This window comes from Diaphorobacter sp. (assembly GCF_050251835.1).
Taxonomy (GTDB): domain Bacteria; phylum Pseudomonadota; class Gammaproteobacteria; order Burkholderiales; family Burkholderiaceae_C; genus JBFXIE01.
In genome coordinates, this window is sequence record NZ_JBFWLZ010000053.1 from 1 (window position 1) to 12,311 (window position 12,311).

General features: G+C 62.2%; 13 protein-coding genes and 1 pseudogene. 11 read left to right on the forward strand and 3 right to left on the reverse strand.

The genetic code is table 11. The features are described 5' to 3' along the window. A pseudogene (locus tag AB7E35_RS13795) lies at positions 1–254 on the reverse strand (transposase); the annotation flags it as partial. 299 nt (positions 255–553) lie between these two features. On the opposite strand from AB7E35_RS13795, the gene AB7E35_RS13800 reads away from it, so the two are divergent. Next, positions 554–910, forward strand: coding sequence for a hypothetical protein (locus tag AB7E35_RS13800; protein WP_428162438.1), 357 nt, complete (start codon positions 554–556; stop codon positions 908–910). On the opposite strand, the gene AB7E35_RS13805 is transcribed toward AB7E35_RS13800, so the two are convergent. Next, complete coding sequence (locus AB7E35_RS13805) at positions 907–1,512, reverse strand: hypothetical protein (protein WP_428162439.1); 606 nt, start codon at positions 1,510–1,512, stop codon at positions 907–909. The two genes, AB7E35_RS13800 and AB7E35_RS13805, sit on opposite strands and share 4 nt — an antisense overlap. A 383-nt stretch (positions 1,513–1,895) precedes the next feature. Here AB7E35_RS13805 and AB7E35_RS13810 point away from each other — a divergent pair, with 383 nt between their 5' ends. From AB7E35_RS13810 to AB7E35_RS13825, 4 genes are read left to right on the forward strand one after another with little or no spacing between them, the layout of a single operon-like run. Further along, a complete protein-coding gene (locus AB7E35_RS13810; RefSeq protein WP_428162440.1) occupies positions 1,896–3,128 on the forward strand; it encodes a SpoIIE family protein phosphatase in 1,233 nt (410 codons plus the stop codon). Positions 3,129–3,152: 24 nt separating this feature from the next. Then, positions 3,153–3,722 carry a SiaB family protein kinase gene (locus AB7E35_RS13815; RefSeq protein ID WP_428162441.1) on the forward strand — a complete coding sequence of 190 codons (570 nt, stop codon included), beginning with the start codon at positions 3,153–3,155 and terminating at the stop codon, positions 3,720–3,722. A gap of 33 nt (positions 3,723–3,755) precedes the next feature. Beyond that, the gene (locus tag AB7E35_RS13820) at positions 3,756–4,145 is read left to right on the forward strand and encodes a DUF1987 domain-containing protein (RefSeq protein ID WP_428162442.1); all 390 of its coding nucleotides are present in this window, start codon (positions 3,756–3,758) and stop codon (positions 4,143–4,145) included. Beyond that, positions 4,146–4,889, forward strand: coding sequence for a GGDEF domain-containing protein (locus AB7E35_RS13825; RefSeq protein ID WP_428162443.1), 744 nt, complete (start codon positions 4,146–4,148; stop codon positions 4,887–4,889). A gap of 100 nt (positions 4,890–4,989) precedes the next feature. On the opposite strand, the gene AB7E35_RS13830 is transcribed toward AB7E35_RS13825, so the two are convergent. Then, positions 4,990–5,328 (reverse strand): ArsR/SmtB family transcription factor, encoded by a 339-nt coding sequence (locus AB7E35_RS13830; protein WP_428162444.1) that lies wholly within the window; start codon positions 5,326–5,328, stop codon positions 4,990–4,992. Positions 5,329–5,436: 108 nt separating this feature from the next. Between AB7E35_RS13830 and AB7E35_RS13835 the strand changes: the two genes are divergently transcribed. From AB7E35_RS13835 to AB7E35_RS13860, 6 genes are all read left to right on the forward strand, one after another. Continuing rightward, positions 5,437–6,480, forward strand: coding sequence for an efflux RND transporter periplasmic adaptor subunit (locus AB7E35_RS13835; RefSeq protein WP_428162445.1), 1,044 nt, complete (start codon positions 5,437–5,439; stop codon positions 6,478–6,480). Between the two features lies 1 nt (position 6,481). Then, positions 6,482–9,736, forward strand: a complete 3,255-nt coding sequence (locus AB7E35_RS13840; RefSeq protein WP_428162446.1) for an efflux RND transporter permease subunit — start codon at positions 6,482–6,484, stop codon at positions 9,734–9,736. A gap of 65 nt (positions 9,737–9,801) precedes the next feature. Beyond that, positions 9,802–11,229: a TolC family outer membrane protein gene (locus AB7E35_RS13845; protein WP_428167758.1), complete on the forward strand. Its 1,428-nt coding sequence runs from the start codon at positions 9,802–9,804 to the stop codon at positions 11,227–11,229. Positions 11,230–11,271: 42 nt separating this feature from the next. Next, positions 11,272–11,874 carry a class I SAM-dependent methyltransferase gene (locus AB7E35_RS13850; RefSeq protein WP_428162448.1) on the forward strand — a complete coding sequence of 201 codons (603 nt, stop codon included), beginning with the start codon at positions 11,272–11,274 and terminating at the stop codon, positions 11,872–11,874. A gap of 23 nt (positions 11,875–11,897) precedes the next feature. After that, entirely contained in the window at positions 11,898–12,107 is a 210-nt protein-coding gene (locus AB7E35_RS13855; RefSeq protein ID WP_428162449.1) for a YgaP family membrane protein, read from the forward strand. A gap of 11 nt (positions 12,108–12,118) precedes the next feature. Further along, positions 12,119–12,311 (forward strand): rhodanese-like domain-containing protein (locus AB7E35_RS13860; protein WP_428167759.1); only part of this gene is annotated, 193 nt, incomplete at its 3' end.

Below are 12,311 nucleotides of genomic sequence, written 5' to 3' on the forward strand. Positions count from 1 at the left end.
ATGTCCTGCACGCCCCGGTTGCGCAGCTCCGTGACCACCTGCAGCCAGAACTTGGCGCCCTCGGTCTGCGCCAGCCACAGGCCCAGCACCTCCTTCTCGCCGTTCATGGTGATGCCGATGGCCAGGTACACCGCCTTGACCCGCACCGCGCTCTCGCGCACCTTCACGTGGATGCAGTCCAGATAGACGATGGGGTAGATGGGGTCCAGCGGCCGCGCCAGCCAGGCCTTGACCTCGTCGCTGACGGCGTCCGTCCAATCAGGTCTTCAGGCTTCTCGTAGTCGGCCAGCAGGTTGGCCAGCAGTTCTTCGGGTACTTCGTGCTTCTTGGATGTCATTGTGTTCACGGACAAGCCGGCTCGCGCCGGCGGTGGATTGTCCGTTTACACAAAATTCTGCATGCCCTCGTCATTGCGCCGCAGCCTCAGGCTCATACTACTAGATACGATGTATATTATGTTTAATCGCTTGCGTGAAAAATTGTGGCTGTTTTGCCGCCCTTTTCAAGCTGGCAATGCTTGGAATTGTTGACTAGGTTTAGAGGCTTTTTAGCCATGTTCCGCGCACCAAGTCAGGCAGGTTTGCCCACTTTTGCCATGATGCTGGCAGACATTCCAAGCAATACAGCCCAGGTAGCAAAGCACCTGGGACTGACGAAATCCACGATTGAACGCTACAAGGCCGCTGAACAAGCGCCGCGCTCGGTAATGCTGGCCTTGTTCTGGGAAACACGCTGGGGCCGATCCGTCGCTGACTGCGAGGCAGCGAACTACGGCGCAGTGCATGCGCGATATGCACAGTCACTCGAAAGAGAAAACGCTATGTTAAGGCGACGAATCAGTCACTTAGAGGAGCTGATGCGTCAGCGACAACCAGTAGCCGCTAACAGTCCGTTCTATCTAGTCGGTTAATTGTTGCGAGCATCAAAAGCACGCCGAGCCCTGATGTATTCGTTAGCACAGTCGACTGTTGCAGGATTGGCCGCGCAGGATGCCGATGGTTGATAAAAGCGATTCCATTCGGCTTCACGTTTTTGGGCTGCCGCAAGTTCTTTTGCTCGGGCTTCTTTGGCCCGCTGCTCATCAATGCGACGCTGCTCTAACTGTTGGTCGCGACGTTCAACTTGCTGGTGCGGGTCAGAACGTGGCTGGCGAGGTGATTCAGCAGCGGGCACCTGTGTTTGCGTATAGCTTGATTTTTGCCCTACTTTCAAGGTAGATACGAACTTATACAGGCCAAATGTCGCAAATATCAGCACAAGAAATGCGATCAACTGGTAAGGCCATGGCCAGTTGGCCACTGGCAAGTCCGGTGGACCATCAGACATGCTTTGTCTTTTTGCGCGGTACTGCTTAGGGTCATACCACGAAGACGCATTGCTTTGTTCGGCAGCCTGCACGGCTGTGCGAAGCACATCGCCAGCCGCCCTATAAGTGGCGGTGCGCTTATCGTAGCGTTTGCCGTTTTTCTGCGCGTAGTCTTCTCTGTAGTAGTCCCGATCTTGGATGCCCATTGGTTCGCCCTCCTGGCGGCGAGTCTAGCGGGCAGGCGCCCCATGGCAAAGCGCAGGGATTGGTTTACCGCAGCGCCATCCATTTATCAAGGGCAAGGGCTTCGCCGCCGTGCTCACCCGTTCGGTGCTCGCTTCGTTACAGATCCGCTGAGCGGATCACCGCTACGTTCTGCTCCGCTGCGGCTTCCGCGCGGCCCATTGACAAATGGCTGTCCCTACTGTAAAGCGCTCTATGCAAACATGGCCACCACGCTACCGCGTGGAGTCCATGTCCGACTTATGTTTAATGTTATTCATGGAGCATAGTGACTGGATCGGCTTTTGCGTCACGAAGTCGCAACAAGCAGCCCTTAACATCTTCATACATTTTTCGCGCACCCTCCATGTCTAAAACCTCCGCATACCTGAGCGCTTTTAGGCCGCGCTTTAGCCAGCCTAGCGCGGCAGATCTGTGCGCCTCTGTGCCCTGCCTGACCACGGATGACACCAATGAGCAGGTGTTGGACGTTTTTACCAGGCACCGCGATTTAGTCAGTCTGCCGGTGGTTGAGGGAACCCGGCCCATCGGACTGATTAATCGCAATATTTTTCTCTCTCAAATGAGCAAACCGTTTCGGATGGAGCTTTACGGACGCAAAAGCTGCATCGCATTCATGGACAAGGAACCCCTGGTGGTAGACGCCTCCATAGACATAGAGACGCTTACCTTCAAGGCCGTTGCTTTTGGTGAAAAAGCCCTTTCCGACGGGTTCATCATCACGCGCGATGGTGAATTTGTAGGGGTGGGAAACGGTCTCCAACTCATGCGTGTAGTGGCGGACATACAGGCTGCCCGAAACAAGCAAGTCATGCACAGCATCGAGTATGCAAGCGTGATTCAGCAATCCACACTGCGCAGTTCCCGCGAAGTTCTCGCGCGCGTATGTCCACAAGCGGATCTGGTCTGGGAGCCACGAGATGTTGTGGGGGGGGACTTCTACCAGTTCAGCGCCGACGAAGATGGCTGGTTTGCTGCAATCGCAGACTGCACCGGCCACGGAGTGCCGGGAGCGTTCATGACCTTGATTGCCTCCGGAAGTCTGAACCAGGCGATCAAAGAGCATGGGGCCCGCGATCCTGCAACGTTGCTTTCCTATGTGAACCGGAGCATCAAGCAGTTACTGGGTCAGCTTGATGGTCACGACGAGACACCCGGATCAGACGATGGAATGGACGCAGCCTGTTTCTGGTTTCGACCTGCAGACGGGCGTCTGGTATTCGCAGGCGCGCGGCTCTCGCTTTTTCTGATCCGTCCTGGCGCTAGTTCAGTCCAGATCGTTGACGGTCAGCGCAAGGGCGTGGGCTATGTGAGCAGCGACTACCATTTCGCATGGCACAATATCGATTTTAATTTACCCCCCGGCACACTTGTTTTTGTTACTACAGACGGTTTAATAGATCAGGTAGGCGGTTCGCGCGCCATAGCCTTGGGCAAGCGTCGGATTTGCGAGCTGCTCATGAGCCACGCTACCAGTTCACCCACTGAAGTCAATCGCGCCGTTCTGGCAGCGCTCACTGATTGGCAAAAAGAACATCATCGTCGCGACGATCTGACCTTCTTTTGTTTCCGAACCTAGTCGCAACCTCCACAGGGATAGTGAATGCCCTCCTCGCATCTTGTAGAAAAATACGGCCCTTTCTTTAACTTGGCCGATCAGAATCGTATTATTTTTTATTACGTCGGATATTTTTCACAAAATATCGTGGCGGCAATGGCGGAAGCAGTGAAGCTGCAGCTTGAGGTCACCGGGGTGGCTGGGCCTACGCGTCGCAAACTGTTTTCCTCGTTTATCGAGATGGCCCAGAACATCATTCATTACTCGGCTGATGCGCTTACTCCGGCGACCCAGGATGACAGAGAGTTGCGCCAGGGCTCTGTTTGCATCCGGCACGACGCCGATGGTAGTTTTCAACTGCTGTGCGCCAACCCCATCGACCCCAAGAACGGCGATGAATTACGTGCCAAGCTGGAAAAGTTGCGCAACATGACCCTCGAGGAAATTAAGCAGGCTTATCGGCAGACCTTACGCGAAGACACTCCTGAAGGAAGTAAAGGGGCTGGCATGGGGTTTTTGACGGTCGCTCGTGACTCCAAGGTGCCACTGGACTTCGATTTCGCTCCGTCAGACAACCCTGGCGCTTCGGTTTTTTATCTTAAAGCGACAATCTAAAACGCTCGGCCCGTCAACGACCCGAGAGAATTCATGGACAACCTTTATATTGCACCTACCCCATGCACGCCGGAAGTGGATTTCCGGTTCGATACTCACCAGTTGAGTCTGCGCGGGGAGTCTTATCCTGAAAACGCAGCCTCCTTTTACAAGGATGTGATTTCTAGGCTGCAGGAATATCTCGACAACCAGGCTGCCGGGCGGGTTGAAGTGCACATCGCGCTGGCGTATTTCAATAGTTCCAGCACCAAGATGTTGTTCAATTTGATTGAAATGCTGAACGACGCTGCAGAGGCCGGTATTCAGGTGGTTTTGCATTGGTATTACGACGAAGAAGACGACACCATCGCCGAGTTCGGGCAAGAGTTGAGCGATGACTTCGGTGCCATCGAGTTCTCGCAGCAGCCTGTAAAGTCCACCTGAATGAACACTGCAGCCCCTCCGCCAGATCTTTTCGATGCAGAGCACCAGGCCCTGCAGGCCGCGCGGGCGGCCTATGGTGCGGGCGTTGAAGCGGGTGTTCAATCGTGTCACCAGGCTCTGGGTGATCTGTTAGTCGCTTACGAGCGCCTTCTTCGCGAAACGCGGCGGCTTGTACGCCGCAGCGACCGGGCCGAACTGGAAATGAATCAGCTCAATCAGCGGCTTCAGGAACTGGCTGCTGAACTTGAGCACAGGGCGACGCATGATCCTTTGACCGGGGTATTCAATCGGGCTGCCATCATTGAAAGCGTAAATCAGCAGCTTGCTCTTCGCGATCTGAGCCTGATCGTGCTGGATATTGATTTTTTTAAGCGTATCAATGACAGCTTTGGGCACCCTGTAGGCGACACGGTGCTGCTGGGTGTGGTTGAGTGCCTGAAAAAGTTGGTGCCTGCCGGTGCGCAAATAGGGCGTGTTGGCGGCGAGGAATTCACTGTCATGCTGCCGCACATGGACGTCGGTGCTTCCGAGCAGGTAGCACAAACCTTACGCCGATCCATAGAGTCGCACGCGTTCGGCTTGCCCGATGGCAGCCAGGTCACTGCCAGCTTTGGCTTGAGTTGGATGCCCCGCGGCAATTGCTTTGATGATGCCTACGGTCTGGCTGACGAAGCCTTGTACGCCGCAAAGCGTGGCGGCCGCAATCAGGTGGTATGCGCGCCCTTGCCGGTTGACCTGGTTTGACACACGGCTGGTAGCCTGCTTTTACTACCTCGACCCCAGGTGCAAGGGGGAGGTCAGGTGTCTTCTCTCTTATCCAAAGATGGCCTCAGCAGGCGCAAGCTCAAAGCGTTTCGCGAAAGGCCTCATTCGTTTGTGATGCCTGCTCCAGGCGGCGGGCAATGTTTGTGCACACTAGATCGCACAACGCATCCACCGATTCGTCCGTCAGCCGGTAGTAAACACTGGTGCCGCGTCCCTCGCGGGCGACGATGCCCTGCTTGGTCATCAGGGATAGATGACGCGAAATGTTGGCGGCCGTGTAGCCGCAGGCCTGGGCCAGTTCGCCTACGTTGCGCTCACCCTGTCGCAAAAGGTTGAGGATGCGCAAACGCGTGGGCTCGGCCAGCACCTGAAAGTAGGCCGCCACTTGCACCAGGGCTTGCGGGGGCAAATCCTTCATCTTGGACTCCATTTCTGTATCGATGCATGCATGCGGTCATATGATACGTTATTGACTAATTAGCTGATTGATTAAATAATTAATCAAACATCTTTGGAGAAGCCCCGCATGCGCCGCACTTTCTGGCTTGTTTCCGCTTTTGCCGTGTTGACAGGCTCAGCCGACGCCCAGGTCGGGCAGAGCGCTGCCCCGCTGGCGTATCTGGAGGTGCAAGGCGCCGCCCAAGCGGGCGGGTCCAGCAGCGACGCCAAGGTCGAGGCGGTGCGCGACACGGTGGTGTCTTCGCAGGTGTCCGGGGCCATCGTGACCTTGCAGGTCAAGGGCGGCGACCGGGTCAGTGTCGGCCAAGAACTGCTGCGCCTGGACGCGCGCATGGCCAGCCAGGGCGCGGCTGCCAGCCAGGCCCAGGTGGCTGCCGCCCAAGCCAATTTGCTGGTGGCCAGCAAAGAATACGAACGTCAAAAGCAGCTCTTCGCCAAACGCTATATCAGCCAGGCAGCACTGGACAATGCGCAGGCGCAGTGGCAAGCCAGCCAGGCACAGGTGCAGGCACTGAGCGCCCAGGCGGGTGTGGCCTCAACACAGGCAGGCTTGCATGTGCTGCGTGCGCCCTATGCGGGCGTTGTGAGCAGCGTGCCGGCGGCGCTGGGCGACATGGCGATGCCGGGTGTGCCGCTGATTCACATGTACGACCCCGCTGCTTTGCGTGTGACGGCTCAACTGTCGCAAGAGCAGGCTGCGCGGCTGCGCCAGGCGCGCAGCGTTGAAGTGGAGATCCCCGGCCTGCGCGGCGAGCGCATTGCCCTCTCCGCCAAAAACATCGAAGTGCTACCCACTGCCGATGCCCTCAGTCACACGGTCACCGTGCGCGGCTTGCTGGGCGAAGGCCCGCAGGGCGCCGCGCCCGGCATGTTTGCCCGCCTTTTCTGGCAAGACGCCACCGCGGGCGACCAGCGCCTGCTGGTGCCTGCCAAGTCCGTCGTGCGCCGCGCCGAGATGATTGGCGTGTATGTGCAAGGCAGCAACGGCCAGCCGCAACTGCGCCAGGTGCGCCTTGGCCAGCCGCAGGGCGAGATGGTGGAAGTCTTGAGCGGTCTGCGCGCTGGCGAGCGCGTTGCCGAGCAGCCGCAGGCCGCGGCCAAGGTGCGCTGACATGGGGCGCGCAACCGACTCTATGGGCATCTCCGGCCGCATTGCCCGCCAGTTTCAGGCAGCCCAGATCACCCCGCTGCTGGCCTTGCTGGCCCTGCTGCTGGGCTTGTTTGCGGTGCTCGTCACGCCGCGCGAAGAAGAGCCGCAGATTGACGTGACCATGGCCAACGTGATCGTGCCCTTCCCGGGTGCTTCGGTGGCCGATGTGGAGCAGATGATCGCCTCCCCTGCCGAGCAAGTGCTGTCGCAGATGCTGGGCGTGGAGCATGTCACCTCGGTGTCGCGCCCGGGCATGGCGGCGCTGACGGTGCAGTTCAAAGTGGGCGTGCCACGCACCGAGGCCTTGGTTCGCCTGCACGACACCCTGCGCAGCAATGCCGACTGGCTGCCGCGCGGCCTGGGTGCGCTGGAGCCCATCATCCGCCCCAAGGGCATTGACGACGTGCCAGTAGTCACGCTGACGCTGTTCAGCCAGAACCCGGACACCGGCGCCTTTGCGCTCGAGCGCGTGGCCCACAGCATGGAGGCAGAGCTGGTGCGCGTGCCCGGCACCCGCACCGCCTACACCGTGGGCGGGCCAGGCCGCGCGGTGCTGGTGCGCCTGGATGCGGGCCGCATGGCCGGCAGCGGTGTGACGGTGGACGACATCCGCACCGCCCTGCAGTCGGCCAACATGGGCCTGCCCGTGGGCGAGCTGCTGGCCGGCAACCGCTCCGTGACCATCGAGGCCGGGCCGTTTCTGGCACACGCCCAAGAGGTGGCCGACGTCATGGTCAGCGCACGCGGCGGCAAGCCGGTGTTTCTGAAAGACGTGGCCGATGTGCAGGACGGCCCCCTGCCCGCCACCCGCTACGTGTGGCACGGCGTGGTAACCGACGGCCAGGCCCAGGAATACCCTGCCGTCACCATCGCCGTCACCAAAAAAGCCGGCGAGAACGCCATCGACGTCGCCCGCGCGGTCATGCAGCGCGTGGATGACCTGCGCAACACCGTCATACCTGCCGACGTACAGGTGGCAGAAACGCGCGACTACGGCGCCACGGCCAACGACAAGGCGCAAAAGCTGATGCAAAAGCTGCTGTTTGCCACCGCGTCGGTGGTGGCGCTGGTATTCATCGCGTTGGGCCGGCGCGAGGCCATCATCGTGGGCGCGGCCGTGGCGCTGACGCTGGCCGCAACGCTGTTTGCGTCATGGGCCTGGGGCTTCACGCTCAACCGCGTGTCGCTGTTCGCGCTGATTTTCTCCATCGGCATCCTGGTGGACGACGCCATCGTGGTGGTCGAGAACATCCACCGCCACCAGCAGCTGCACCCGGGCAAGCCGCTCGCGCAGATCATCCCCGGCGCGGTGGACGAAGTGGGCGGGCCGACCATTCTGGCCACCTTCACGGTGATCGCCGCCCTGCTGCCCATGGCGTTCGTCACCGGTCTCATGGGGCCGTACATGGCCCCCATCCCCATCAACGCCAGCATGGGCATGGTGCTGTCGCTGGCCGTGGCCTTCACCGTCACGCCGTGGCTGGCGCGGCTGTGGATGAAGGAGCACGTAGGCGTGCATGGTCAGGCTGATGGCCACGCAACGGCCCACACCGGTCTTGCAGCCAAGCTGGCGCCATTGTTCGAGCGCATCTTCCGCCCGCTGCTCGATGACCAGCGCGGCAGGCGAAGCCGCGGCCTGCTGGGCCTGGGCGTAGCGGCGCTGATTGCCGTGTCGCTGATGCTGCCGGTGCTGGGCTGGGTGCAGCTCAAGATGCTGCCCTTTGACAACAAATCCGAGTTCCAGGTCATCGTGGACATGCCCGCCGGCACTCCGCCCGAGGCCACCGCCGCCGTGCTGCACGAGCTGGGCGCCTACCTGGCTACCGTGCCCGAGGTCACCAACTACCAGGCCTATGCCGGCACGGCAGGGCCCATCAACTTCAACGGCCTGGTGCGCCAGTACGACCTGCGCAGCGGCGGCGAGGTGGGCGACATCCAGGTCAACCTGCTGGACAAGCACCAGCGCAGCGAGCAAAGCCACCCCATCGCCATGCGCGTGCGCCCTGCCCTGCAAGAGATCGGCCAGCGTCTGGGCGCGAACGTGAAGGTGGTCGAAGTGCCGCCCGGTCCGCCCGTGCTGGCGCCCATCGTCGCCGAAATCTACGGCCCCGACGCCGAAGGCCGTCGCCAGGTGGCCCATGCCGTGCGCCAGGCCCTTGCCGGCACCAGCGGCATCGTCGATCTGGACGACAGCGCGATTGCCGACGCCCCGCGCAAGCTGCTGCTGGTGGATCGGCGCAAGGCGGCGCTGATGGGCGTGCCGCAATCGGCCATCGTTACTGCCCTGCATGCCGGCCTGTCGGGCGAGCAGGCCACCTGGCTGCACGATGCCAGCAAATACCCCACGCCGGTGCTGCTGCAGCTGCCTGCCGAGCAGCACGGCAGCCTGGATGCGCTGCTGCAATTGCCGGTGCGCACTGCCGGGGGTGCGCTGGTGCCCATACGCGAACTGGTCGCCATCACCGACACCCTGCGCGAGCAGCCGGTGTATCACAAGGATTTGCTGCCCGTGAACCTGGTGGTGGCCGACATGGCCGGCAAGGTGGACAGCCCGCTGTACGGCATGTTCCAGTCGCGCAGCGCCATAGCCAGCATCACCGCGCCCGATGGCGGCAAGCTGGAGGAATACTTCATCCGCCAGCCCAATGACGCCTTCCGCGGCTACGCCATCAAGTGGGACGGCGAATGGCAGATCACCTACGAAACCTTCCGCGACATGGGCGCCGCCTATGCCGTGGGCCTGATCCTGATCTACCTGCTGGTGGTGGCGCACTTTGGCTCGTACCTGACGCCGCTGATCATCATGGCCCCCATACCACTCACCATCATTGGGGTGATGCCCGGCCACGCGCTGCTGGGCGCGCAGTACACGGCCACCAGCATGATTGGCATGATTGCGCTGGCCGGCATCATCGTGCGCAATTCCATCTTGCTGGTGGACTTCATCAAGCTGCAGGTGCAGGCGGGGGTGGACTTCAAGCAGGCCATCGTGCAGTCGGCCATCACGCGCGCGCAGCCCATTGTGCTGACCGGCCTGGCGGCCATGATGGGCGCGTTTTTCATCCTGGACGATCCCATCTTCAACGGGCTGGGCATCTCGCTGATCTTCGGCATCGCCGTGTCGTCGGTGCTGACGCTGGTGGTCATTCCCATCCTTTACTACGTGGCCTACCGCCATCGGCTGGCAGCCATCACGGGGCAGGAGGCAGTCGCATGAAGGCAATTAAATTGATAGCTGCTAGCGCACGTACCATAAGGGCTGGCGCCATATTTGATGCAAACATGGCGCCCGCCCGCCCCGCCCTGGCCGCAATCACCGCGCTGCTGATCGCAGCCACTCTGGCGCCCGCCGCGCAGGCCACCGACCTGCTGCAAGCCTGGCAGGCTGCCCAGTCGCACGACCGCGAGCTGGCGGTGGCCCGCGCCACGCAGGCCACCGCCCTGCCCCAGCGTGAGCAGGCCACCGCCCTGTGGCGCCCCGGCGTGGCGCTGACAGCCGCAGCCGGCCTGGCCACGGGCGAGACCGACACGCGTGGCGCGCAATTTGCCGCGCCGGGCTTCGGGCAATCCACGGGCGTTGACTTCGCCACCTCCGTCACCGGCGGAACGGCCACCCGCGTGGCTCTGCAAGCCAGCCAGCCGCTGTACAACCCCGAACGCCGCGCCCAGCAGCAGCAGCTGGGCTTGCAGGCCGACCAGACCGACCTGCAATGGCAGGCCGCCCAGCAGGCCGCCATGCTGCGCACCGCCCAGCGGTACTTTGACCTGGCGGTGGCGCAAGAGGCGCTGCGCGTGATCGACGGCCAGCTGGACGCCGTGCGCAAGATGGCCACCGAGGCGCAAGACCGCTTCGACATCGGCAGCGCCCCCATCACCGACACCCACGAAGCCCAGGCCCGACTGGCGCAGCTGCAGGCCCAGCGCCTGGCGGCCCAGGCCGACCTGGACATCAAGCGCCGCCAACTGGCCGACAGCACTGGCATGCCACCCGCCGCCCTGACAGCGCGGCTGCCCGGCCACGGCGAGCCAGCCACCACCCATGCACTGCAGGTTTGGCAGCAGGAGGCCGAAGCAGGCAACCCCGCCATCCGCCTGCAGCAACTGGCCGCCCGCATCGCCCAGGCCGAGGCCGACAAACACGCCAGCGCCGCCGCCCCCAAGCTGGATCTGGTGGCCCAGGCGGCACAAGACCGCCTGAGCGGCAGCGGCGACTACGGCAGCGGCGCACGCAACAAAAACCTGAACGCGATGGTGGGCGTGCAGCTCACCGTGCCGCTGTACACCGGCGGCTGGCGCAGCGCCAAGCAAGAAGAAGCCCTGCGCCGTTGGGAACAGGCCCAGGCCCAGGTGGACAGCACCCGCGAGCAAGTCGCCCAGCAGGTGCACGCCGCCTGGCTGGGCCTGCAACTGGGCGCGCAGCGCGTGCATGCGCTAATGCAGGCGCTGACCGCCAGCGAAGCCCGCCAGGATGCCACCCTCACCGGCCACGAGGTCGGCCACCGCACGCTGCTGGACGTACTCAACGCCGACAACGACACCGCCGCCACCCGGCTGGCGCTGGCCCAGGCGCGCAGCGAACTGCTGCTCAACCAGCTGCGCCTGTCCCAACTGGCCGGTCAGCTGGACGAGGCCGCGCTGCAGCGCGCCAACCAGATGCTGGACACGCCTTCAAACCAGTCACGGCCGTCCGGTTTGCTATCAACAAAATAGCATCCAGCGCTTACGTATCCGAGATAAAACCGTTTTTTGACTATGACATTCTGGGATAAAGCCTACGACACGCCCAGCTATAAATACGGCACGCAGCCCAACGCTTTCCTGCGCGCGCAAATCCACCGCCTGGCACCCGCCGGCCGCGTGCTGTTACCCGGCGACGGCGAAGGGCGCAACGGCGTCTGGCTGGCCGCGCAAGGGTATGGGGTTCTGTCTGTCGATGGCTCCGCCGTCGGCCTGGCCAAGGCCCGCGCGCTGGCACAACAGCGGGGCGTGACACTGACAATCCAGCAGGCCGACCTGGCCCAGTGGCAGCCCGAGCCGGCCAGCTTTGATGCCGTGGTGCTCACCTATGTGCACCTGCCCAGCGCACTGCGCACCAGCGTCCACCGCCGCCTGGCCGCCGCGCTGCGCCCCGGGGGCTGGATGATCATCGAGGCCTTTCACCCGCTGCAACTGGGCTACACCAGCGGCGGCCCCAAAGACGTGGACATGCTCTACACACTAGACGCGCTGCGCAGCGACTTTGCCGGCCTGTTGCGCGAAGAACTGGCCTGGGACGGCGTAGTACCGCTGGACGAAGGCCCGGGACACCAAGGCCCGGCGCATGTGGTGCGTTGGCTGGCGCAATCTGCTTTTTAAACCTGGTTCAAAGGAGAACCCTCATGACCTCTTGGCAACTCGTGCGTATTTTTGCCGGCACCTTCGTGCTTTTGTCGCTGGCGCTGGGCGTACCTGGCAGCCCTATTTTTGTCAGCCAGTGGTGGCTGGCATTCACCGCCTTCGTGGGCGCCAACCTGCTGCAAAGCGGCTTGACCAAGTGGTGCCTGCTTGAAAGCATCCTGCGCAAGCTGGGCATCCAGCCCGGCTGCTGAGGAGACACCCCATGCCAACACAACAACCGTTGGTGGTGGACGTGCGCTCGCCCGCAGAATTTGCCAACGGCCATGTTGCAGGCGCCATCAACCTGCCGCTGAGCGAGCTGGCCGAGCGCGTCACCAGCGTACTGCCCCAGCGCGACGCACCATTGGTTCTGTGCTGCGTTTCTGGCGCGCGCTCGGACGTGGCAGCGCAGTGGC